The organism is Amycolatopsis sp. NPDC059021 (assembly GCF_042739895.1).
Taxonomy (GTDB): domain Bacteria; phylum Actinomycetota; class Actinomycetes; order Mycobacteriales; family Pseudonocardiaceae; genus Amycolatopsis.
The window spans coordinates 135278-158078 of record NZ_JBHYIQ010000006.1 but is presented as its reverse complement, the minus strand read 5'-3'; the positions used below and the strand labels follow the sequence as shown (position 1 = coordinate 158078).

Annotated in this window: 23 protein-coding genes and 1 tRNA gene; 11 read left to right on the top strand and 13 right to left on the bottom strand. The window is 69.8% G+C overall.

The genetic code is table 11. The annotated features are described in order from the left end of the window. Positions 1–46: 46 nt before the first annotated feature. The 5 genes from ACFWX1_RS05355 to ACFWX1_RS05335 form a co-directional block, all read right to left on the bottom strand. Positions 47–373 (bottom strand): DivIVA domain-containing protein, encoded by a 327-nt coding sequence (locus ACFWX1_RS05355; RefSeq protein ID WP_378384086.1) that lies wholly within the window; start codon positions 371–373, stop codon positions 47–49. Next, complete coding sequence (locus ACFWX1_RS05350; protein WP_378384084.1) at positions 373–747, bottom strand: DivIVA domain-containing protein; 375 nt, start codon at positions 745–747, stop codon at positions 373–375. Before ACFWX1_RS05350 ends, ACFWX1_RS05355 begins: the two co-directional genes overlap by 1 nt. Positions 748–951: 204 nt before the next feature. After that, on the bottom strand, positions 952–1224 hold the full coding sequence (locus tag ACFWX1_RS05345; RefSeq protein WP_378384082.1) for a DivIVA domain-containing protein: 273 nt from the start codon (positions 1222–1224) through the stop codon (positions 952–954). A gap of 21 nt (positions 1225–1245) precedes the next feature. Beyond that, positions 1246–1839 carry an aminoacyl-tRNA hydrolase gene (gene pth / locus ACFWX1_RS05340; RefSeq protein ID WP_378384080.1) on the bottom strand — a complete coding sequence of 198 codons (594 nt, stop codon included), beginning with the start codon at positions 1837–1839 and terminating at the stop codon, positions 1246–1248. 11 nt (positions 1840–1850) lie between these two features. Continuing rightward, positions 1851–2450, bottom strand: coding sequence for a 50S ribosomal protein L25/general stress protein Ctc (locus tag ACFWX1_RS05335; RefSeq protein WP_378384078.1), 600 nt, complete (start codon positions 2448–2450; stop codon positions 1851–1853). Positions 2451–2775: 325 nt separating this feature from the next. Here ACFWX1_RS05335 and ACFWX1_RS05330 point away from each other — a divergent pair, with 325 nt between their 5' ends. Both ACFWX1_RS05330 and ACFWX1_RS05325 read left to right on the top strand, forming a co-directional pair. Further along, positions 2776–3876 (top strand): hypothetical protein, encoded by a 1101-nt coding sequence (locus tag ACFWX1_RS05330; protein WP_378384076.1) that lies wholly within the window; start codon positions 2776–2778, stop codon positions 3874–3876. Between the two features lie 169 nt (positions 3877–4045). Continuing rightward, complete coding sequence (locus tag ACFWX1_RS05325) at positions 4046–4690, top strand: NAD(P)-dependent oxidoreductase (protein WP_378384074.1); 645 nt, start codon at positions 4046–4048, stop codon at positions 4688–4690. Between the two features lie 79 nt (positions 4691–4769). Here ACFWX1_RS05325 and ACFWX1_RS05320 read toward each other — a convergent pair whose 3' ends face one another. From ACFWX1_RS05320 to ACFWX1_RS05300, 5 genes are all read right to left on the bottom strand, one after another. Next, positions 4770–5642 carry a TIGR03621 family F420-dependent LLM class oxidoreductase gene (locus ACFWX1_RS05320; protein ID WP_378384072.1) on the bottom strand — a complete coding sequence of 291 codons (873 nt, stop codon included), beginning with the start codon at positions 5640–5642 and terminating at the stop codon, positions 4770–4772. A 146-nt stretch (positions 5643–5788) separates the two neighbouring features. Next, complete coding sequence (locus ACFWX1_RS05315; protein ID WP_378324450.1) at positions 5789–6769, bottom strand: ribose-phosphate diphosphokinase; 981 nt, start codon at positions 6767–6769, stop codon at positions 5789–5791. After that, positions 6766–8262 (bottom strand): bifunctional UDP-N-acetylglucosamine diphosphorylase/glucosamine-1-phosphate N-acetyltransferase GlmU, encoded by a 1497-nt coding sequence (glmU, locus tag ACFWX1_RS05310; protein ID WP_378384070.1) that lies wholly within the window; start codon positions 8260–8262, stop codon positions 6766–6768. The genes ACFWX1_RS05315 and glmU overlap by 4 nt, the downstream gene beginning before the upstream one ends. Positions 8263–8308: 46 nt before the next feature. Beyond that, positions 8309–10003 carry a GGDEF domain-containing protein gene (locus ACFWX1_RS05305; RefSeq protein ID WP_378384068.1) on the bottom strand — a complete coding sequence of 565 codons (1695 nt, stop codon included), beginning with the start codon at positions 10001–10003 and terminating at the stop codon, positions 8309–8311. Between the two features lie 102 nt (positions 10004–10105). Further along, positions 10106–10177, bottom strand: a tRNA-Gln gene (locus ACFWX1_RS05300). Between the two features lie 206 nt (positions 10178–10383). Here ACFWX1_RS05300 and ACFWX1_RS05295 point away from each other — a divergent pair. From ACFWX1_RS05295 to ACFWX1_RS05275, 5 genes are all read left to right on the top strand, one after another. After that, positions 10384–11349, top strand: a complete 966-nt coding sequence (locus ACFWX1_RS05295; RefSeq protein WP_378384066.1) for an acyl-CoA desaturase — start codon at positions 10384–10386, stop codon at positions 11347–11349. A gap of 102 nt (positions 11350–11451) precedes the next feature. Then, positions 11452–12045: a TetR family transcriptional regulator gene (locus tag ACFWX1_RS05290; protein WP_378384064.1), complete on the top strand. Its 594-nt coding sequence runs from the start codon at positions 11452–11454 to the stop codon at positions 12043–12045. A 125-nt stretch (positions 12046–12170) separates the two neighbouring features. After that, entirely contained in the window at positions 12171–14489 is a 2319-nt protein-coding gene (locus ACFWX1_RS05285; protein WP_378384062.1) for an FG-GAP repeat domain-containing protein, read from the top strand. A gap of 128 nt (positions 14490–14617) precedes the next feature. Next, entirely contained in the window at positions 14618–15541 is a 924-nt protein-coding gene (locus ACFWX1_RS05280) for a hypothetical protein (protein WP_378384060.1), read from the top strand. A gap of 81 nt (positions 15542–15622) precedes the next feature. Next, entirely contained in the window at positions 15623–16348 is a 726-nt protein-coding gene (locus ACFWX1_RS05275; protein ID WP_378384058.1) for an SDR family NAD(P)-dependent oxidoreductase, read from the top strand. Between the two features lie 12 nt (positions 16349–16360). Here the strand turns inward: ACFWX1_RS05275 and ACFWX1_RS05270 are convergent, their stop codons facing one another. After that, positions 16361–17542 (bottom strand): PQQ-dependent sugar dehydrogenase, encoded by a 1182-nt coding sequence (locus ACFWX1_RS05270; protein ID WP_378384056.1) that lies wholly within the window; start codon positions 17540–17542, stop codon positions 16361–16363. 102 nt (positions 17543–17644) lie between these two features. Between ACFWX1_RS05270 and ACFWX1_RS05265 the strand changes: the two genes are divergently transcribed. Together ACFWX1_RS05265 and ACFWX1_RS05260 are read left to right on the top strand one after the other, a co-directional pair. Further along, complete coding sequence (locus tag ACFWX1_RS05265; protein ID WP_378384054.1) at positions 17645–18913, top strand: acyltransferase family protein; 1269 nt, start codon at positions 17645–17647, stop codon at positions 18911–18913. Continuing rightward, positions 18910–19656 carry an SGNH/GDSL hydrolase family protein gene (locus tag ACFWX1_RS05260; RefSeq protein ID WP_378384052.1) on the top strand — a complete coding sequence of 249 codons (747 nt, stop codon included), beginning with the start codon at positions 18910–18912 and terminating at the stop codon, positions 19654–19656. The genes ACFWX1_RS05265 and ACFWX1_RS05260 overlap by 4 nt, the downstream gene beginning before the upstream one ends. Before the next feature lie 12 nt (positions 19657–19668). Here the strand turns inward: ACFWX1_RS05260 and ACFWX1_RS05255 are convergent, their stop codons facing one another. Continuing rightward, positions 19669–20322 carry a response regulator gene (locus ACFWX1_RS05255; protein WP_378384050.1) on the bottom strand — a complete coding sequence of 218 codons (654 nt, stop codon included), beginning with the start codon at positions 20320–20322 and terminating at the stop codon, positions 19669–19671. Further along, positions 20319–21488, bottom strand: a complete 1170-nt coding sequence (locus ACFWX1_RS05250; protein ID WP_378384048.1) for a sensor histidine kinase — start codon at positions 21486–21488, stop codon at positions 20319–20321. The genes ACFWX1_RS05255 and ACFWX1_RS05250 overlap by 4 nt, the downstream gene beginning before the upstream one ends. 132 nt (positions 21489–21620) lie before the next feature. On the opposite strand from ACFWX1_RS05250, the gene ACFWX1_RS05245 reads away from it, so the two are divergent. After that, entirely contained in the window at positions 21621–22235 is a 615-nt protein-coding gene (locus ACFWX1_RS05245; RefSeq protein WP_378384046.1) for a class I SAM-dependent methyltransferase, read from the top strand. Next, positions 22207–22713, top strand: coding sequence for a DedA family protein (locus ACFWX1_RS05240; protein WP_378384044.1), 507 nt, complete (start codon positions 22207–22209; stop codon positions 22711–22713). Before ACFWX1_RS05245 ends, ACFWX1_RS05240 begins: the two co-directional genes overlap by 29 nt. The last annotated feature ends 88 nt before the right edge of the window (positions 22714–22801 follow it).

The window sequence follows — 22801 nt, the reverse complement described above, 5'->3', positions numbered from 1 at the left end:
GCTAGGTACGCGAACCGACCGCCTGGGTACGCGAGTTCGCCGTTCGTCAGCGGCGCCAGAAGCCCCGGCGGCTGTGGGTGTGCTCCAGCGGCGGCGCGATGTGGAAGGTCCCGCTCCCGCTGTTGTCGGCGAGAGTGGTTTCGCAGAGCCGCAGGAAGGCGTCGACGGCGGCGTGGTCGTAGCCGCGCTTGGACAGTGGCGCCTTGCTGAACGCGACGTCGTGGACATCGACGGCGGTGAGGTCGTCGTCGCCGTCCAGTGTCGCGGCGATCCGCTCCAGAAAGGCGTCGACCTGGGGTTCGTAGTAGCCGCGGGTGCCGAGCGGGGCGCGGTCGAACTGGATGGTCCGCGCCTCGATCGCCGTCACGGCCATTACCGCTCCTTGATGCGCTCGGCGGGCTCCTCCAGTGCTTCGAGGGCTTCGGGGGCGGCTCGCTCGTCGGTCGCCTCGTCCTGGACACGGGCGAGGGGCACCCCGGGAACGCGCCGCCCGGTTTCGGCGACCAGTTGCTGTTCGACCTCGTCGAGGAATTCGTCGACCTCGCGCTCGTCGTAGCCGCGCTTGCCGATCAGCGGCCGCGAGAACATCACGTGGTGGACCTCGGCCGCGGTCAGGTCGTCCTCCTCGGCGAATGTCTTCGCGATACGCCGGATGAACGCGTCGACCTCGTGTTTGGCATAGCCGCGGCGGCCGATCGGGGCGTTACCGAAGGTGACCTCGGCGAGGTCTTCGGCGGTGAACGACATGGGACTCTCTCTCCGATTGAGGGGTGGGTTACGGATTCCCGTAGTCCGTCCTAAACCCTTGAAGAGTTCCCCGAAAGACCTCGTCCGACTCCTCACCCCGATCAGGCGGCCAACAATCGCCCATCGAGTGAGCCGGGACTACCGAACGCGCTGTGTCACACATCACAGAATGATTACGTGGGCTGCCACCAGCGGCGACGTGGTTCAGCCGCCGGGCGGTGGCGCGTCCTGGCGGCGCCAGAGCTCTTCCTCGACGTCATCGAGGAAGGCGTCGACCTGGCGCATGTGATAGGCGCGCATACCCAGCGGGGGCTTGCTGAACTCGACGTTGTGCACGTCCCACGGGGTCAGCGTGTTCCGGCCCGCCAGTGCCTGCGCGACGAGGTCGAGGAACGCGTCGACCTCGTCCTCGTTGTAGCCCCTCCTGCCGAAGGGCGGCTTGCCGAAGCTGACCTCCCGGACTTCATCGGGGGTCATGACTCCAGGTTGCCAGCTTCCTCAGCCCGCGTGGAAGGCGTTCTGCGCGGCGGCCAGACCGGCCGAGACGAGCGCCTCCACCGCGTCGGCGCACCGGTCGACCTCGAACGGGAGCTCCTTGCGCTCCACCGTCGAGAAGTCCTTGAGCACGAAATCGGCCGGATCCTGGCGGCCGGGCGGGCGGCCGATGCCGAAGCGGACCCGGTAGTAGTCACGGGTGCCCAGCGATTTCGTGATGGACCGCAGGCCGTTGTGGCCGTTGTCCCCACCGCCCAGCTTCAGCTTCAGCGCGCCGAAATCGACGTCCAGTTCGTCGTGCACCACGACGACACCGGAGGGCGGGACCTTGTAGAACCGGGCGGCGCCGACGACCACGCCACCGGAGAGGTTCATGTACGAACGCGGTTTGACCAGCACGACCCGGGAGCCGGCCAGCCTGCCCTCGAGCACCTCGGCGCCGCTCTTGTGGGCCTTGAACTTGGCGCCGATCCGCGAGGCCAGCTCGTCGAGCACCATGAACCCGACATTGTGCCGGTTTCCGGCGTACTGCGGCCCGGGATTGCCGAGGCCGGCGAGCAGTACCAGCTCGCCGGCCCCCGGCACGTCTTCACTCACAGATAAGGACCTTATTCTGCGGCTTCTTCGGCGGCGGCCTCTTCGCCGCCCTCGTCCTCGGACTCGGTGGCGCGGGCCTCGTTCACCGCGACGACGAGCGCCTCGGCGTCGGTGATCAGCGTGGCGCCCTGCGGCAGGGTGACCTGCGAGGCGAGGATCTGGGAGCCGGCCTCGACGCCCTCGACCGAGACCTCGACCTGCTCGGGGATGTGCAGGGCCTCGACCTCGACCTGCAGGGTGTCGAGGTCCTGGGTGACCAGGGTGCCCGGGGCGGGCGTGCCGGTGACGACGACCGGGACGTCGACGGTGACCTTCTCGCCGCGCTTGACGACCAGCAGGTCGACGTGCTCGATGTAGTTCTTCAGCGGGTGGACCACGATGGTCTTGGTCAGCGCGAGCTCGCTGGAGCCCTCCAGGTCCAGCGTGATGACGGCGTTGCTGCCGTTCTCGCGGACGACACGGGCGAACTCGATCGCCGGCAGCGCGAAGTGCCGCGGGTCCGAGCCGTGGCCGTAGAGGACCGCGGGGATCTTGCCGGCGCGACGCGTACGACGCGCGGCGCCCTTGCCGAACTCGGTGCGCGGCTCGACGGAAAGACGTACCTCGGACACGGTTGAGCACTCCTTCTTTCACCAACATGTTCGGTGGAAACATGCTGCGCGGGGATGGGCTGTACGGGGCGGCTGCGTTCGGCGGCGAGTCCAGGCGTGCACAAACACGGGGGCCTCAAAGCCGCCGCGTCGATCACGCCGGGCACCAGGGCAGGAACCCGCCTCGCCGAGACAACCTGCAAAGTGTAAACCAGGCGGGAACCGGTAGGTTGCGGTGGGTGCCACGGGCAGGCCGACCGTCCGGGGGATCCGGTGCGTGACGGGACAGATCCGCATGCGTGGCGCGTGCCGCCGCGATGGGATTTCGGTGCGGCGGAGGAACGGTATGCGAGCTGGATGGGGCACCGCGGTGGTGGCGCTGGCGCTGCTGCTCGGCGGCTGTCAGGCGGCCGTGCAGGGCAGCGCCGGGCTCTCGGCGGGCGATCGGCAGCTGGCCGACAAACGCGGTCAGCAGCGTGCGGCCGTCGACGCCGCGCTCACCGCGCTCGAACAGGCTCCCGCGCTGGGCTACCGCAGCACGCTGCCGGGCGGCGACCAGCAGTGGCGTGTCACCCGTGGCGGCAGCGCGGTGGGCGTGCTGCCCATCGAGGGCCAGCCGGTGCAGGTCGCGATCGCGGCCGGGCAGCTCTACCTGGCCGCCAACCCCGACTACTGGAAGGCACACGGGCCCGATGACGGCGCGCAGTTCGGCACGAGCTGGGTGCGTTCGGCGCCCTCGGAGCTGCCGCTCGACCCGGCGGCGCGGCTCGCGCCCGCGAAGGTCGCCGCGGGGCTGCGCACCGCACTGTCCTCAATGGACCAGGTGCGGGAACCGGTGCGGGCCAAGCTGCCCGATGGCACCGAGGTGTACGAAGTGGGCAGTGGGCTCGGCAAACTCCGTGTCACCACGGCACAGCCGTACCGCGTGGTCAGTTTCGCCCCGACGCTGCTCGATCAGCAGGCGGGCGCGAAACTCGGCACGGACCTGCGGGTCGAGCCGGTCACCGGTGATGCGCTGAAGAAGTTCCACGGCGATCTCGACGCCGCGATCGGCGCCATCGGCCAGCCGCTCGACGCACTCGCGCGGGCCAGCGTCACGGTGCTGGGCGACAAGCTCGACTGCAAGGACTACGACGGCACCTGCAAGACCACGGTCGACCTGACCAGTTCGGTCGTCGGCGGCGGCCAGGGGACCTCGGTGCACGTCACCCTCACCGTCGAGGTCAGCGCCGATTCGCTCGGCGCGCAGACCTGCAAGGCCGACGGGAACACGGCGCCGGAGGCCACGCTCACGCTGGCCTGCGATGTCCGTTTCCAGCTGCCCAACAAGACCGCGAGCTATCGGGTACTGGCGAAGCCGACGGCGGTCGGCGAGGTGCGGGCGCCGGTCGACGTCGAGAAGACCAAGCAGGCCGTGCAGTCGGATTTCGCCACGATCGGCGGCTGAGTTCCCACGGGTGTTCCCGGCATGTGGACGGCGTCGGCGCGCTGAGCTGTACGCCTACCCCGGGGTGCGTTGCTTTCGTTGAAGTAGCCGGATCCGCGTTCCTACCATCGGCGTCATCGCTGGATCGAACAAGTTCGACAAGATTTTCGACGGGATTGAGGAGTACGCGATGGCCAAGCTGGTGATCTTCGGCGCGACCGGATATGCCGGGGGCAGGATCGGCGCCGAGGCGCGGCGGCGTGGGCACGACGTGGTCGGCGTCGCGCGCAACGTCGACGGGATTTCCGGGGACTTCACCGCGCGGGCCGGCTCGCTGCATGACGCGCCGTTCGTCGCCGAAGTCGCGAAGGGCGCGGACGTGCTGGTCGTCGCCACCCCGGCGCGCGAGGACGCCGACGGCCGGAAGCTGCTGGACGCCGTCCCGTCGCTGGCGAAGGCCGCCGTCGCCGAGGGCGCGCGGCTCGCGTTCGTCGGCGGCGCGGGCAGCCTGCACGTGGCCGAGGGCGGGCCGCGGCTGATCGACACCCCGGAGTTCCCCGACGAGTACAAGCCGGAGGCGGGCAACCACGCCGACGTGCTGACCGCGCTGCGCGAGCTGCCGTCCGATGTGGACTGGTTCTACGTCAGCCCCGCCGCCGAGTTCGGTGCCTGGGCCGCGGGCGAGCGGACCGGGAAGTTCCGGCTCGGCGGCGACGTCCTGCTGACCGACGAGAACGGCGCGTCGAAGATCGGCGGCGACGACTACGCGATCGCGTTCGTGGACGAGATCGAGCAGCCGAAGCACTCGCGGCAGCGCTTCACCGTCGCCTACTGAGCTGAAGGGGACGTTCGTCGCGTAAGACGCGCTGAAGGGGACTTTCCTCGCATGAGATGCACGGAAAGTCCCCTTCAGCTCACTTGCCGGACAGCTCGGCGACGACCGGGGCGAAGTCCTCCATCGCCGGTTCGAACACCGTGATGTAGGAGAAGCCGTAGCGTTCGCGCCGCGCGACGAGCTGCTCGACGATCTCGTCGATCGTGCCGAGCAGCAGTTGTGGCGCTTCCAGCAACCCGTCGACGTCGAGGTTGAGCTGCGGGATGTCGGCCGCCCACTCCGCGGCGGCCGCTCGCCGGTCGGCGGTCACGGTCACCTTCTGGACGAGCATGTTGGCCTCGGCCTCGCGCCCCGCGGCCTTGGCGCGGAAATGGCCGACGCGCTCGTCCATCGTGGCGGCGTCGTCGAGGATGAACGTGCCCGGCGGCTTGCCCGGTGCCTGGCGCAGCCCCGCGAACCCGACGATGTCGGCGTGGGCCGCGGCGAGGTCGAGGACGCCGTCGCTGTTACCCGCGATGAGCAGCGGTGGTGCCTCGACGCCTTCGTCCTCGAAGTGTTTCTCCAGCGCACCAAGGCTTTTGCCGAGGTAGGCGATGCGTTCGCGGGCGGGGCTCCACGGCAGCCCGGCGTCGTCGAACTCGTGCTTCATGTGCCCGGCGCCGAGCCCGAGGTCGAGCCTGCCGCCGGTGAGCTTGACGGTCGTCGAGACCTCGCGGGCGAAGAGGCCGAGGTTGTAGAACGGAACGTTGGACACCAAGGGCCCCAGACGGAGCCGCTCGGTGACCGCCGCCGCGACCGCGAGCGCCGGGAACGGCGCCATCCTGCCCTTGCCGAGATGATCGGGGACGGTGATGGCGTCGTACCCGAGCTCCTCGGCCCGGCGGCACTTCGTAATCCACTCGTCCTGGTTTTCCAGGGCCCGCAGCCCGATCCCGAACCTGAATTTCCCCATGCCGAGACGTTAGCCGCCCGCGCCCCCGCCGTGCGCCGATTTCGCGCCCAGCGGACGTGTCCACAGTGGACGCACTAATGCGCTGAAGGCCACCTTGAGGGACTTGAGTTCCCTCAAGGTGGCCTTCAGAGACCGCCGGACGAGACTTACGCGGCGCCGTCGAACAGGGACGTCACCGAGCCGTCCTCGAAGACCTGCTGGATCGCCTCGGCCAGCATCGGCGCGATCGAGAGCACCGTCAGGCCGGGGAAGTGCTTCTCCGGCGGGATCGGCAGCGAGTTCGTGACGATGACCTCGCGGGCCTTGCAGTTCGAGAGCCGCTCGGTCGCCGGGTCGGACAGGATGCCGTGCGTGGTCGCGATGACGACGTCGGCGGCGCCCTCGTCGAGCAGCGCGTCGGTGGCCTTGACGATCGTGCCGCCGGTGTCGATCATGTCGTCGACCAGCACGCACAGCTTGCCCTCGACGTGCCCGACGACGCGGTTGGCGACGGCCTGGTTCGGCTTGTCGGGGTCGCGGGTCTTGTGGATGAACGCGATCGGCCGGTCGCCCAGCTGCTGTGCCCACTTCTCGGCCAGCCGCACGCGGCCCGAGTCCGGCGAAACCACCGCGATGTCGGAGCCGCCGTAGGTCTTCTTGATGTGCTCGGCCAGCACGCTCTGCGCCATCAGGTGGTCGACGGGGCCGTCGAAGAAGCCCTGGATCTGCGCGGTGTGCAGGTCGACGGTCATGATCCGGTCGGCGCCCGCGGTCTTGAACATGTCCGCGATGAGCCGCGCCGAGATCGGCTCGCGGCCCTTGTGCTTCTTGTCCTGCCGCGCGTACGGGTAGAACGGCATGACCACGGTGATCCGCTTCGCGCTCGCCCGCTTGAGCGCGTCCACCATGATCAGCTGCTCCATCACGAACTCGTTGATGGGCGTGGTGTGGCTCTGGATGACGAACGCGTCGCACCCGCGCACCGACTCCTCGAACCGCACGAACAGCTCGCCGTTGGCGAAGGTGTGCGCGGTCTGCGGCGTGATGGTCACGTCGAGGTACTTGGCGACCTCGTCCGCGAGTTCCTTGTGCGCGCGGCCGGAGAAGAGCATCAGGTTCTTCTTCGGCGTACCGGACTTCTGACTCATGCTGGCGACTCCCCGTCGTTTCCTACTACCGGTTCGGACACAACGGCGGTGTCCTGCTGTGCGGCGAGCGCGGCTTCCGCCGCCTCCGCCGCGGGCGTGCCCGGCCTGCGCCGGATCGCCCAGCCTTCGATGTTGCGCTGCGGTCCCGCGGACACCGCGAGCGTGCCCGGCGGCACGTCCTCGCGGATCACCGCCCCCGCCCCGCTGTAGGCGCCATCACCCACCTTCACCGGCGCGACGAACGTGTTGTCCGCGCCCAGCCGCACGTACGACCCGATTTCGGTCTGGTGCTTGTTGACGCCGTCGTAGTTGACGAACACGCTCGAGCAGCCGATGTTGCTGTGCTCGCCGATGACCGCGTCACCGACGTAGGTCAGGTGCGGCACCTTCGTCCCGGTGCCGATCTCGGCGTTCTTGGTCTCGACGAACGCGCCGAGCTTCCCCTTCGCCCCCAGCTTCGTCCCCGGCCGCAGATACGTGAACGGACCGACCTTGACGCCGTCGCCCAGCTCGGAGTCCGAACCGTGCGTCCGCACCACCGACGCCCCCGCGCCGACGCGGACGTTCTCCAGCGTGCTGTCCGGGCCGACCGTGGCCCCCTCGCCGATCGACGTCGTCCCCTTGAGCTGCACTCCCGGCTCGAGGACGACGTCCCTTTCGAGGGTCACGCCCGCGTCGATCCACGTGCTGCCCGGGTCCACGATCGTGACGCCGGAACGCTGCCAGCCGCGGATGATCCGCCGGTTCAGCTCGGCGCCCAGTGCCGCCAGCTGGACCCGGTCGTTGATCCCCTCGGTCACCCACGGGTCGTCGACCACCAGCGCCCCGACGCCCTTGCCGTCGCCACGCGCGATGGCCAGCACGTCGGTCAGGTACAGCTCGCCCTGGGCGTTGTCGGTGGAGAGCCGGGAGAGCCCGTCGGCCAGCACGGCCGCGTCGAAGGCGTACACCCCGGAGTTGATCTCGGTGATCTCGTGCTGCTCCGGCGTCGCGTCCTTCTGCTCGACGATCGCCGCCACCGCGCCGGCCTCGTCCCGCAGGATGCGGCCGTAGCCGGTCGGGTCGGCGACGACCGCGGTCAGCACGGTCACCGAATTGCCCGTCCCGGTGTGCTCGGCCAGCAGCGCGGACAGCGTCGCGGTGTCCAGCAGCGGCACGTCGCCGTAGCTGACGATCACCGTGCCGGTCAGGCCGTCGGGCAGCGCGGCCAGCGCGCACGACACCGCGTGCCCGGTGCCCTTCTGCTCGGTCTGGACGGCGGTGGTCACCCCGCGCCCGAGCGTGTCGCCGATGCGCCCCAGCTCCGCGCCGACGGCCTCGCGGCCGTGTCCGATCACCACCACCAGGTGCTCCGGTTCGAGCCCAGCCGCCGCCCGGACGGCGTGCTCGACCAGCGGTCTCCCGGCGATCGGGTGCAGCACCTTCGGGGTGGCGGATCGCATGCGGGTGCCCTCACCCGCGGCGAGGATCAACGTGCTCAGCGGGCCGGTCACGACACTCCCAACAGTTCACCAACTCATGCTCTGTCGGGGTTCGATCCTACGTGGGCTCCTCGGCGCCCCACGCGGGGTCGGTCGGAGCATCCTCACCAGGCCAAACGTTCGCCGGCTCGGCCGTCATCGAATTCGCCGAGGCGACCTGGTTGCCGCCGCCGCGCTTCGCCTCGTACATCGCCGCGTCGGCGCGTGCGAGCACCTGCTCGGCGCGCTCCTGCGGGCGCAGCGAGACGAGCCCGATCGACAGCGTCACGCCGTGCGAAAGGTGATGCGGGAGTTGCGCGACGGACTTCACCGCGCGGCCGAGCGCCATCTTCGCCGCCGACGCCGGGGCGCCGGGCAGCAGCACGATGAACTCGTCACCGCCGTAGCGCGCGACGACGTCGTCGCCGCGCAACGCGTCACGCAGGGTGCTGGCGACGACCCGCAGCACGTTGTCGCCCTCGGCGTGCGACTGCTGGTCGTTGACGCCCTTGAAGCCGTCGAGGTCGACGAGCGCGACGGCCAGGGGCTGTGCGTCGGCCGACGACGACAGCATGCGCAGCTTCTCGTCGAGCGCGCGGCGGTTGGGCAGCCCGGTGAGCGGATCCTGCAGCGCCTGCTGGGTGATCGCGCCGTGCTCGGCCGAGAGCCGCTCGTGCTCGCGGCGCGCGTTGAGCGTGGCGATCTGCGACTCGCGCAGCGTCCACATCTCGGCTTCCAGCGTCGTCGCGTAGTCGATCAGCGACTGGCTGGCACCGGACGCGTAGTCCGGGGTGGTGTCGAGGCGGGCCAGCTCGCGCGAGACGTTGAGCCGCATGGTCGGCTGCGAGATGTCCGCGGCCATGGCCTTCTTCGTCGTGCGCAGGACCTCGAGCGCCTCGTCGCGGCGCCCCGCCTTGTCCAGGCAGCGGGCCAGCGCGATGGCCACGACTTCCTTCTCGTACGGGAACCCGAGGCCGGAGTACAGGTGCTCCAGCCGCTCGATGTGCTCTTCGCCGGGGTTGTTCAGCGCGAGCGCGGCGGCGAGCGCGCCGACCTGGTCGACCGCGGGCACCCCGGCCTTGCGCGGGAACAGCGATTCGGCGAACGGGCCCTCCGCGGCCTCGGCCATCGACGCGGCGACGCGGAACTTCTCCGCGCTCGCCTCGTACTGCTCGACGCGTTCGAGCCGCAGGCCCCAGCCGAGCAGCATCTTGACGCGGTTGAACAGCTGCAGGGTGATCTCGTGCGGGCTGGCGCTCTCGCGGATGGCCTGATGGGCGCGGCCGATGACCTCCTCGGCGGCCTCGTACACGCCGAGCTGGTTGAGCACGATCCAGCAGTCGATCAGTGCGGTGGACTGCATCCGGTTCCAGTTGCGGACGCCGACGCCGCGGTCCGGGATCGTCGAATCGTCGAGGATGGCCAGTGCCCGCGCGATCTCGGTGAGCGCGGCGTCCTCCTGCTCGGCCAGCACCAGCCGGCGCCCGCGCAGGGCGTGCGCGTCGGCGCGCAAGAGTGCGAGGCCGTGGCGGCGGGTGTGCGCGAGCATCTCGTCGAGCCGGGGCTCGGCCTCCGCGGCGAGCCCGCGGGTGAGCAGCCTGGCCAGCGCCGACGCGCGCAGCAGCTGGGCGACCAGCAGCGGTTCGCCGCGGCGCTGCGTCTCGTCGAGGAGCTCGTCCATCGTGGCGACGATCTCGAGCTGCTGGGGGTGTTCCAGGCGCTGGACCGCCGCCGTCAGTTCGCGGGCGCGGCCCACCAGCCAGGCGTCGGACATCTCGACCAAGGTCGGCCGCCTGGCAGTGCCCGTGAAGCCGTCGATCGTCGTCTCGTCGCTCAGCCGCGCTCACCCCCGCTGCTCGCTGTTCGCCTCGCGCTGCTCCGCCGCCAGGATTCGAACCTGAACTGTCAGAACCAAAATCTGAAGTGCTGCCGATTACACTACGGCGGATCGTTCCAGGTCAGAATAGCGACGATCGGCGCGGGCCCGTGCGGGAGGGGTTGTCTCCCGCCGTGGCGGGTACCCGAGGGCGTATGCGACGTCCCCCGCGCGGCCGTTCGCCCCTCCCCAGCCGCCAAAACCTCCTGTACCGTAACTTACGGCATCGTAGGTTAGGTCACCCTTCGCAGGGCCCCACGTAGGAAGAAGTGAACTGCATGACGGCAACGCTCGACCGCTCTCAGCCCACGGGGGAGTCGCCGGCCCCGAAGGGCCCCAAGCCCCTCTACGGCGGATCACGCTCCGTCGGCGTCCAGGTTTCGGTCTACTTCGGTGTGATCGCTCCGCTCGCCGCTCTGCTTGTCACCGTCCCCTTCGCCTGGGGCTGGGGGCTGACCTGGGTCGACGTCGCGCTGTTCGTCGTCTTCTACGGAATCAGCGGGCTCGGGGTCACCGTGGCCTACCACCGCTACTTCACGCACGGTTCGTTCAAGGCCAAGCCGTGGCTGCGCGTCGTGATGGCCATCGCGGGCAGCGTCGCACTGCAGGGCCCGGTGATCACCTGGGTCGCCGACCACCGGCGGCACCACGCCTTCTCCGACCGCGACGGCGACCCGCACTCGCCGTGGGCGTTCGGCACCTCGCCGGTGGCCATCGCCAAGGGTTTCTGGCACGCGCACATGGGCTGGCTGTTCGAGCGCGACACCACCAACCAGGAGCGGTTCGCCCCGGACCTGGTCAAGGACCCGGCGATCAAGAAGGTGGACAGCCTGTTCTGGCTGTGGGCGCTGGTGAGCCTGTTCGGGCCCGCGCTGATCGGCGGACTGGTCACCTGGTCGCTGTGGGGCGCGGTGACCGCGTTCTTCTGGGCCGGGCTCGTCCGGGTCTGCGTGCTGCACCACGTGACCTGGTCGGTGAACTCGATCTGCCACATGATCGGCGAGCGCCCGTTCGCCGCGCGTGACCGGTCGGCGAACTTCTGGCCGCTGGCGATCTTCTCCTTCGGCGAGTCGTGGCACAACCTGCACCACGCCGACCCGACGTCCGCGCGGCACGGCGTCAAGCGCGGCCAGCTCGACATGTCGGCCCGGCTCATCTGGATCTTCGAGAAGTTCGGCTGGGTGCACGACGTGCGCTGGCCGACCCCGCAGCGTCTCGCGCGGATCGCTACCGAAAGTAAATAAATCGCATAGCTCGGCTACAGTGCCGTAGTGGCGGCACGAAGGCGGGGAAAGCGTGAAACGGTCACCGGGGCTCGTCCGGCGGCCCCGGTGACCCGGGTGCGGATGACCGGAAGCGAACGCAGGCAACAACTCCTGAACGTGGCGCGCGCCCTGTTCGCGGAAAAGGGCTTCGACGGGACGTCGATCGAGGAGATCGCGCACCGGGCGAACGTGTCCAAGCCGGTCGTGTACGAGCATTTCGGCGGGAAAGAGGGGATCTACGCGGTCGTCGTCGACCGCGAGACCCAGCTCCTGCTCGACCGGATGGTGTCCACTCTGCACGGTGGGCATCCAAGAGTGATGCTGGAACAGGCGGCGATCGCGCTGCTCAGCTACGTCGAGCATTCGCACGACGGATTCCGCATCCTCGTCCGGGATTCGCCGGTGGCGAGTTCGACCGGGACGTTCTCCACGGTCCTGAACGACATCGCCAGCCAGGTCGAACACATCCTCGCGCAGCAGTTCGCGGCACGGGGCTACGACGAGAAACTGGCCGCGCTCTACGCGCAGGCGCTCGTCGGCATGGTCGCGCTGACCGGGCAGTGGTGGCTCGACGCGCGCAAGCCCAAACGCGACGAGGTCGCCGCGCATCTGGTGAACCTGGCGTGGAACGGACTGTCCCATTTGGAGCACAAGCCGAAGCTGCGGCTCGGCTGACGTTGCTGATTTTCCCACCGTGAGCCGTTTGGGCGGTTCGGGTGATACCCGGACGGCGCGGGCAACCTCGTCCCGGTGGCACGCGTGGGTGGTGCGACATTCCGACGGCTCATGGGGAGGCCGCGATGCGCACGAATCAGGGCGATACGCCGGGGAAAAGACCGAGAGCGGGGGTCGTGGCGCGGGTAAGCGCTGTCACGATGCTGATGGCGGGCCTGCTCGTCGCGCTCGCCGGGCAGAACGTCGCGGGGGCCGTCGGCCACGCGGCGCCGATGTCCCGCTGGACGCAGGTGAACAAGCACGAGCCCGACCGCTCGTACTGGGACACCGCGCGCGACGCCGCGCGGGTCGGCCGGTCCGCCGATCCGAAGGGCGTGTTCCGCTCGTTCTTCCGGATCGACACGTCGAAGACGAACGGATCGCGGATCCACAAGGCCGAATTCGACGTTTCGGTCGACACCTCGAAACCGTGTTCGCCGACGACGCTGGAACTCTGGGCGGTCCGGCCCATCGACCCCGCGCGGCCGCTGACCTGGAACAACTCGCGTGACGCCTGGCTCGGTGACGCGCCGCTGGCCACCAGTTCCGGCGATGCGTGCGCCGGTGGTCTCACCCGGCTGGAATTCGCGAGTGACGCACTGAAAGCGCTTGCGCAGAAGGCCGCGGACGAACGCAGCGGCTTCGTCACGCTGGGCGTGAAGCTGCGGAACGAGTACCTGCCCAAGGGTATGGCTCTCAAACCCGAAAGCGCTTTCCTTAGCCTGGAATACAACAATCCGCCGACCGTGGTGCGCGTTTCGACGTCCTATCCGTCGCGCTGCGGTACCGCCGACGCGCCCGTACCGCTCAACGACAGCCGAGTCCGCCAGTTCTCCGGGGCGAGCAGTGACCCCGAGTCCTCGGACGGCATCACGACCCGGCTGGAGATCCTCCGCGCGGACGGCACGCTCGCCTACGCCACCGAGGTCGGGCCGATCGGCAGTGGTGCGCTCTCGTGGTCTGAACTTCCCGAAGGCGTGCTTCTGGACGGGCAGACCTACCACTACCACGCGCAGGCGAGAGACGCCCTCGACACCGGTCCGTCCACACCGGACTGTTATTTCACGGTCGACGCGGTGCGCCCCGGCATGCCACGGATTTCCTCGGCCGATTTCCCGGACGGGGAGCCGGTGATCCCGGCCCGCACCACCGGCACGGTGACGTTGCATGCTGCCTCGGGTGACACCGACGTCGCGGAGTTCATGTACGGCTTCAAGGCCGAACGGGTCACGCACCGGATCAAGGCCGGGCCGGACGGGAGCGCGGTGCTCCCGGTCACCGTCTTCGAGGACCCGATCACCCATGTCGCCTCGGCGCGGCGCTATGTCCGCGCCGTCGACCGGGCCGGCAACGTCAGCGATCTCACGCCGTCCTGGGATCTGTCCGCTTTGGACAATCCGGCGCCACAGGCGCATGTGCCCGAGGACATGAACGGTGACGGCCGATCCGACGTCACCCTGTTCATGGACCACGACTTCGGTGGCAGGAGGATCTGGAACGTCACCGCTCGTGACGGCGGCTTCTACCAGGGCACCGTCGTGATGGACGCCGGTATCTCCTCGGGCGGTCTCGCGCCGCTGCGCTACGTCCGTGGCGACTTCGACGGCGACGGCCGCACCGACATCGCGACGTTCACGCAGTTGTTCGGGGAGCAGGCGCAGCTGTCGGTGTATCCCTCGGACGGCCACGGATACGCGGGCCGCAACACCTGGGACAGCGGCTCCGCGGCGTGGCCGCTGAGCACGCTGCGCATGTTCTCCGGCGATTTCACCGGTGACGGCAAGGCGGACGTCGCGGTGCAGCGGCCCGCCGAGGGCGGCGGCTGGCAGGTGACGGTGTTCCCCGGCGGCGCGCTGAACGCCCCGGTCGTCTGGTACACCTCGCCCGGTGACCCGGCGAAGGCGAACCTGGTCGCCGGCGACTTCGACGGCGACGGCCGTGCGGATCTGGCCGAACTCCGCGACGAGGGCGACTGCCGGGCGAGCCTGACCGTGCACCGCTCGACCGGCACCGCCTTCGACACCGGAGTGTCCACCTGGGACGGTCCATTCTGTACCGAACGGAGCACTCCGGTGGCCGCGGACGTCGACGGTGACGGCAAGGCCGACGTCGTCGCGATGTACGACCACGGCGGCGGAGACACGGCCATGGTCGTCTTCGGTTCCGCGACCGGCTTCGTCCCGCAGGACTGGTGGCGGCGCACGGGCGAGTTCGACCCGGCGAAGTCCGTGCTCACCACCGGCGACTTCGACAAGGACGGGAAGGCCGACGTCGCGGTGGTCACCGCGAACGCTCCCGGCGAGAGTCAACTGTGGACACTGCGCTCCACGGGGACCGCGTTCGGTGACCGGGTCCTCGGCTGGCAGGAGGTGACCGGCGGCGTCCCGACCCGCCCCAACGGCTGACCACCATCGGATGTGGGGCCGGTTACATTTCGTCCGGAATGACCGGTGGTGCGTAACGTTCCGCGTGCAGGCGACGGATGACATCACACACCCGCGACGCGCGGTGTCATTCGTCGAGGGGGAACGTCATGGACAAGCTGCCGTCGGACCCGGCCGAGTTCGCGAGAGGGCTGTCCGACCTGCCGAAGGCACCGCCGATCCTGCCGGTCAACCAGCGCGGGCGGGGGCTGAAGATCGCGCTGTTCACCGGAATTCCGGTGCTCGCGGCGTTCCTCATCGGGCTGGTGGTCGTGGTGGCGCCGAAGCTCGGGTCCAGGATGGACGTCGGTTCGTGCGTCCAGGGGCAGGTGGACGACGCCGACAGCATCCACACCGTGACGTGCGGCCCGGACGCCAAGTACAAGGTCGTCGGCAAGGTCGCCGACCAGTCGCAGATCGCGCTCCGGATCTCGGCGTCGGTGTGCGACCCGTTCCCGACCGCGGACGCGATCTTCTGGCAGGGCGCGCGATCGGGCACCGGCACCGCGTTCTGCCTCGAGGACCTCAAGACGCCGGGTGAGCGGATGCCGCTCGTCGGCGACTGTCTCAAGGGTGACGCCGTCGAATCGCAGAAGACCGAGAAGGCTCCCTGCGGGGAGGCAGGCTACAAGGTCGTCGCCGTCGAAGCGGGGTCGGCGTTCGGCTTCGGCGGCGACTCCTGCGTCCAGGCACCGACCGCGGGCGCGGCGGTCCGGTGGAAGCGGACCGGGACGGCGGCGCTGCCCCAGGAGAAGGTGCTCTGCCTGGAGGATCTCAAGAATCCCGGCCACCGCAGGCCGGTGGTGGGCGGCTGCCTGAACCTGCAGGACAAGAGCCTGACCGTGCTCGACTGCGGCGCGGGCGCACGGTACAAGGTCGTCGGCAAGGTCGAGGGTGTCACGCAGATCGACGGCCTCACGGATCCGATCGCGAAGAACTGCCCGTCGATGCCCACCGCGACGGACGCCGTCTGGTACGGCATGGGCAGCGCGCTCAGCGGCACCCGCTACTGCCTCGAACCGGTCAGGAAGTAGGGACCGAAAACGAAGCCGCCCTGGAGTCACTCCAGCGTTAGGGTCGGATGCACGCCTACCAACAGGAGGAGTGCTCGACCGATGGCACAGATCAGGGAAATCGTGGTGACCGGCGGCGGCACCGGCATCGGGTACGCCGTGGCGTCGGCGTTCGCGAAGGCGGGAGACCGCGTCACGATCACCGGACGCCGCGAGCAGGTACTGAACGAGGCGGCGACGTTGCTGGGCGCGCGGCCGGTGGCGTTCGACGCGGCGGATCCCGCGGCGGTGACCAGGGCGCTGGACGAGCTGCCCGAGCGGGTCGACGTGCTGGTCAACAACGCGGGCGGCAACACCGACTTCGTGGGTGACCAGCCGGACGATCTCGCCGGGTTCGCCGCGGCGTGGGCGGCGAACTTCCAGTCCAATGTGTACACCGCGGCGCTGGTCACCCGCGCGCTGCGCGACCGCCTCGCCGACGGCGCCCGCGTCGTCACGATCGGGTCGATCGCGGCGCACACCGGTGCCGGTTCCTACGGCGCGGCCAAGGCGGCGATCGAGGCCTGGAACATCGACGTGGCAAGGGAACTGGGGCCGCGCGGGATCACCGCGAACGTCGTCGCGCCGGGGTTGATCGGGGACACCGAGTTCTTCCGCGGCAAGCTCAGCGACGAACGGCGTGAGTGGCTCATCGGCAACACGTTCACCAAGCGCGCCGGCGAGCCCGACGACGTCGCCGAGGTCGTCACCTTCCTGGCGAGCCCCGGCGCGGCACATGTCACCGGCCAGGTCGTGCACGTGAACGGCGGCGCGTTCGCCGGACGCTAGCGGGCAGTTCGATCAGGCGGGCGTGACGCGGAGCAGCTTGTCGTCGGTGCCGTTGGACGTCGTCACGTACAACGCGCCGTCCGGGCCGCTCCGCGCCGCGCGCAGCCTGCCGAACCGGTCGTCGAACTCCGGCGGCAGCGAGACGTCCTTCACCGTGCCCGCCGCGTCGAGGTGGAACAGCAGCAGTTTCTGGCCTTTCAGTGCGACGACGGCGAGCGCGCCCTCGTTCGTGCCCCACCGGGGACCGGTCAGGAACGCGTCGGCGCATATCGCCTCGGTGATCTTCCCGGTTGTCCACAGTGGAAGGACGGCGTCCGGGAACCGCTTCGTGTCGGTCATCGGGACGCTCTCGTCGTAGCTGCTGTCGGTGCCGCCCTTCGACGGGTCCCAGCCGTAGTTCGCCCCGGCACGCAACAGGTTCACCTCGTCGTCGAAGGCCGGCCCGTGCTCGGCGGTGATGATCTGGTTCGTGCCCGGCCGGATCGCGACGCCCTGGACGTTCCGGTGCCCGTAGGTGTAGATCCGTCGTTCGTTCGGATCGGCCGAACCGATGAACGGGTTGCCCGGCACCGGATCCCCGGTCTTCGGGTCGATGCGCAGCACCTTGCCGCCGAGGTTGTGCTTATCCTGCGCGAACGTCGATCGCGCGGTGTCGCCGGTGCCGACGTACAACGCGCCGTCCGGGCCGAGCGCCGGGCGGCAGCCGGAGTGCCGCCCGCTCGGGTTCACCGGCAGCCCGGTCAGCAGGTCCCGCACCCGCGCCGCGCTGGCGTTGTCCTCGGCCAGTTTCCAGGTCACCAGCCGGACGTCGACGGCGCGTGCGCCCTCCTTGTGCGTCTGGCAGGTGGTGAACTCCCGCGACGTCGCGAAGTCCGCGCTCACCGAGAGCCCCATCAGCCCGCCCTCGCCGTTGACGAGGACGTCGGAGAAGTCCGCCGCGACATTCGTGGTGCGGTCACCGCTGACCAGCGCCAGTTTCCCCGGACGCTGCGTGACGAGGATGGCGCCGCCGGGGAGGAAACCGACGTCCCAGCCGTGTTCCAGGCCGGCCGCGACCTGCTCGACCTTGAACGCCCCGGCGGCGGGTTTCGCCGTCGACGGTGCGGGCCCTGGCAACTGCTGTGTGCTCGCGGCCGAACAGGCCGTGACCAGGGCTGTCACCGACGCGAGCAGTGCTACGGCAGCTGGGCGCATGCACCCAGGATGCCTCGCTGTCCGATTTGGTGCCATGAGTTGCGACAGGACCGCGACACGGCGTGGACCCGGCTCGCACACGGGCTCGCCACCCTCGGCGACATGACTCACGTATTGGCCATGCCCGTTACCGCGGAAAGAAAGCGTCACCTCCCGGCGTTGGACGGACTTCGCGGCGTCGCGATCGCGGGCGTGCTGTTGTTCCACACCGGCCATCTGTCCGGTGGTTTTCTCGGCGTGGACCTGTTCTTCGCGCTCTCGGGTTACCTCATCACCGGGCTGCTGCTGCGCGAGGCCGAGACGACCGGGACGGTGTCGCTGATCGCGTTCTGGGGCAGGCGGCTGCGCCGGCTGCTGCCGGCGTCGGTGGTGATGCTGGCCGGTGTCACGCTGCTGACCTGGGCGCTGGGCCCGCCGGATCTGCTGCGGTTCGCGCTGGCGGACGGTCCGTGGGTGCAGTTCGACCTGGTCAACTGGCATCTGCTCGCCGAATCCGCGAGCTACTGGGACCGGTTCGGCCCGACCAGGGTGTTCGAGCACCTGTGGAGCATCGCGGTCGAGGAACAGTTCTACGTGATCTGGCCGGTGGTGCTGCTGCTCGTCGCGCGCTGGGCGAGGCCGGCGGACCCGACGGTCGCCATGGTCGCGGCCGGTGTCTCGGTGGCATCGCTGGTCCTCATGGTGGTGCTGCTCGACCCGGCCGACACCACCCGCGTCTACACCGGCACCGACACGCGCGCGTTCTCGCTGATGCTGGGCGCGCTCGCCGCGACCGAGCCGGTGCGGCTGCTGCTGGCCCGATTCCGCGGGAACGCCGTCCTGATCGTGCTCACAGCGGGACTGGCGGTGACTTGGTCCTTAGTGGACGGTGAGAAATCGTTGTGGCTGTTCCGGGGCGGACTGTTCGCACATTCGCTGGCGGCCGCGCTGCTGGTCGCGCTCTGTGCGCAAGCGCCGCGGAGCTGGGTCGCCCGCGTGCTGGCCTGTCCGCCGCTGCGGTGGCTGGGCGAGATCTCCTACAGCCTGTATCTGTGGCACTGGCCGGTGCTGCTTTTGCTTACCCCGCAACGGATAGGCCTCGACGGCTGGGCGCGTACCGCCGTCGTCTGCGTGGTGTCGATCGGGCTGGCGGCGGTGTCGAAATACCTGGTGGAGGACCCGATCCGGTTCCGCGCGCGCTGGGCGCGAGGACGTTCGGGGGCGATCGCGTTGGTCTCGGCCATGGCCGCGCTCGTCGTGGTGTGGGTGGCCGTGCCGTCCCCGGCGACGACCACGATCGACGTCGGCAGGCTCGGGGTGGCGGCCTGCGACAAAGCCGCGACATTCCGGGGACAGTGCCGGGACACCGGATCGGCAGTGTCGGTGTCGTGAGGAAAACAACCAAGCTGATGGCGGGCCTGGCGGTGGCGCTGATGGCGCTCGCGGGCTGCGCGAACGAAACGTCCACAAAGGAAGCCGCGGTCAACAAGCCGGGGTTGTCCAAGGTGTTGTTCATGGGTGACTCGATCGCCGAGGGCGAATCCCTGCCCCTGGAAGCGGCGGCGAAGGCCAGCGGCTTCACGCTGAAGTCGCTCGCTTCGGCCGGTGGTGGCGGCGTTGTCGGCCCCATCGCGGAGATGACGTGGAAGGACTTGCCCGGCACCGTAAGCGATTTCAAGCCCGACGTGATCGTCTACCAGATCACGACGTACGACTGGGGCTCCGAACAGGAGCAGCGCGCCGGGTACGAGCGGTTGGTGAAGACGGCGGCGGATGCCGGTGCCCGGCTCGTCTTCGTCCCGTTCCCGCCCATCACCCCGGACGAGTTCTACGCGTCCCATATGGACGATCTCAACCGGACACCGCAGGTGGCCAAGGAAGTGGCGGCCGGTTCCGGCGGGCACGCCGTCGTCCTCGACAGCGCCGCCGTGTGGGGATCTGCCTACCAGCGCGAGCGGGACGGCAAAGCCGACCGCAGCACCGACGGCATCCACACCTGCCCGCAGGGCGCGGCCCGGTTCACCACCTGGCTGCTGGGCGAGCTGGCGAAGCAGTTCCCCGGCTTCACCCCGGCGTCCCCGCAGACCTGGGCCAACACCGGCTGGGCCGCGGACCAGCGTTTCAAGGGCTGCTGACCGTTTCCGCTCTCAGCCACCCGGACGGACCAGCCCGCTTTCGTAGGCGAAAACGACGGCGTGTACTCGATCCCGCAGCCCGAGTTTTCCGAGAATGCGGCCGACGTGCGTTTTCACCGTGGTCTCGCCGATGTAGAGCTTTCCGGCGATCTCGGTGTTCGACAGCCCTCGCGCGATCAGGCCGAGAACGTCCTTCTCCCGCTCGGTCAGCGAGTCCAGTTTGGACACATCGGCGGGGGCACGATCGTCGGCGAGGTACCGGTCCAGCAGCCGCCGGGTCACCGACGGCGACACCATCGCGTCGCCTCGCAGCACTCCGCGCACGGCCACCAGCATCTCGTCCGACGGCGCGTCCTTGACCAGGAATCCGCTGGCCCCGGCCCGAAGCGCCGAGTAGGCGTACTCGTCGAGGTCGAACGTGGTGATCACCAGCACCCGGACGTCCGGGAACCCGGCGCAGATCCGCTCGGTGGCGGCGACCCCGTCCAGCACCGGCATCCGGACGTCCATCAGCACCAGGTCCGGGACCAGCTCACGGGCCGCGGCGACCGCCTCCTCGCCGTTCGTGGCCTCACCGCAGACGGTCAGGTCCGGCTGGCTGTCGATGATCATCCGCAGCCCGACCCGCACCAGCTCCTGGTCGTCGCAGATCAGCACGCGGATCACGCCGCGTCCTCGAGTACCAAGGTCGCACTCACCCGATAGCCCCCGTCCTCCGTCGGACCGGTGTCCAGCTTGCCGTGGTACATCTCGACCCGCTGGGCCATCCCGGTCAGCCCCCGTCCCGAAGACGGTAACGCGGGGGCCGGACGTTCCGTGCCGCCGGAGTTGGTGACCTCGACGCGGACCTCACGCCGTGCACCGCCGGGGCCGAAGGCGACTTCGACCCGGCCGGTGGCGTCGGCGGACGCGTGCTTGATCATGTTGGTCAGCGCCTCCTGGACGATGCGGTACACCTGCAGCGCCGCGCTCGCGGGCAGCTCGGCGGGTTCACCGGTGACGACGAGATCGACCTGCCTGCCTCCGGTGCTCACCTGGTCGACGAGTGCTTGCAGCTCGGTGACCGTCGGTTGTGGACTGCGGCCCGCTTCACCCGCGTGCAGCACTTCGAGGAGCCTGCGGAGCTCGGCGAGCGCGTCGCGGCCGGTGCGGCTGATGGTGTCGAGCGTCCGGTCGACGGACTCGGGATCCTGGTGCCGGATGAGTTTCGCGCCCTCGGCGTTGAGCACGATGACGCTCATGCTGTGCGCGAGCACGTCGTGCAGTTCACGGGCGATGCGGGTGCGTTCCTCGGCGACGGCGGCCCTGGCCTGCGCCTTCTCTTCGGACGCCGCCAGTTCCGCGCGCGCCCCTTCCTCCGCGGTGAGCTTCTCTCTGGCACGGAAGAACTCGCCGAGCGCCCACGCCGCGATGTGCAGCGGCAGGCCGGCGAGGAAGGCCGTCGGGATGTTCTGCGCGGCCACGCCCCAGACGACGGCCCAGCCGATGTCGAGCGCGAGGGCGCAGCCCGCGACTACCGCGGCGAACCGGCGATCGCCTCGCTTGACCAGGGTGAACAGCACGACGGCCAGTGCGAGGTCGCCGCGGCCGCGATCGAAGGCCCAGACGTCGGTGGAGTACTGGGCGATCACCCCGGCGATGATCAGTGCCGCCGCGATCCGCGGATAACGCCGCCGCCAGAACAGGGGCAGCAGGAAGAGGTAGGGGATCAGCAGGACCGCGTGCGGGACGCCGGGAGGAGCGCTCATCGGCCGCATGAACACGAACAAGGCGTACAGCGGGAGATCCCGCACCCAGGGATGTCCGCGGAGCCAGATGTTCAGCCGGTACACGCGTCGAACGTAACCCGGATCGTCGTGCGCCTGCGTCGTCCCGCGGTACCGATCGGGTCCTTCCACAGGAGGACGGAACCGCGCCGACGCGGCCGACGCCGGGCCACAGGACCCGTTCCTAGCGTCGAAAACATGTCGATCACCAGGGAATTCCTCCGCCATCCGGTCCGCACCGGCGCCATCGCGGCAAGCTCGCCCGCCCTGGCCGAAGCGATGACCTCGGGGCTCGGGCTGGAGCGCGCGAACACCGTCGTCGAACTCGGGCCCGGCACCGGCGTATTCACCCGGGCCGTCCTCGACCGGCTGCGGCCCGGCGCGCGGCTGACCGCCGTCGAGATCAACCCACGGCTCGCCGCTGACCTGCGACGCCGGTTCGCGCACGCGCCGGTCGAGGTCGTCGAGGACTCCGCCGAGACACTGGCCGCGCGCGTGGCCCGTCCGGTGGACGTCGTGGTGTCCGGTCTGCCGTGGACGGTCATGTCCGACGCGGTGCAGGCCCGGATCCTCGACGCGGTCTCCGCCGTCCTCGCCCCGGAAGGCTGCTTCAGCACCTTCGCCTACGCGCACGTGGCGTGGACGCCACCCGCGCGCCGGTTCGCCGCCGCGTTGCGGGCCCGGTTCGCGGTCGTCGAACGCAGCCCGGTGGTGTGGCCGAACCTGCCGCCCGCCTTCGTCCACCGCGCCGCGCTGCCGGTTTTTTCGGGAACGGAAGTTCGTCGTGGACAGTCTGCTCCGGCCACTCCTTGACGCTCCGGCGCCGTGGGTCTACCTGATCTGCTTCTTGTTGATCACTGCGGAAACCGCGCTGCTGCCCGGAATCATCCTGCCCACACTGTCCACTTTGCTCCTGATGGGGTTCCTCGCGCAGCGGGGCACCCTGGACCTGGGACTGGCGCTGACGGTCGCCGTCGTGGCCGCGGTGCTCGGGGACCAGGTCGCCTATCTGGAGGGAAAATACTGGGGGCCGCGGCTGCGCTCGTCGCGTTTCGGGCGCCGCATCGGTGCTCACCGCTGGGAGCGCGCGGAAACGGCGGTGGCCCGCTACGGCGTCCCGGCGGTGATCGCCGGACGCTGTCTCGCGGGCGTTCGGACGCTGGTACCGCGCGTCGCGGGTTCGGCGGCGATGCCGTACCGGCGGTTCGCCGTGGGGAGCGTGTGCGCGGCGGTGCTGTGGGCGAGCGTGGAGATCCTGCTGGGCCAGGCGGGCGGCGCGGCGTTCGGCTGACGTGGGTTGGCGCACCCCACCGAGGGACGCCCTGGGTGCGTTGGGCGAGCCGAGGGACGCCCTCGGTGCGTTGAGCGCACCCAGGGCG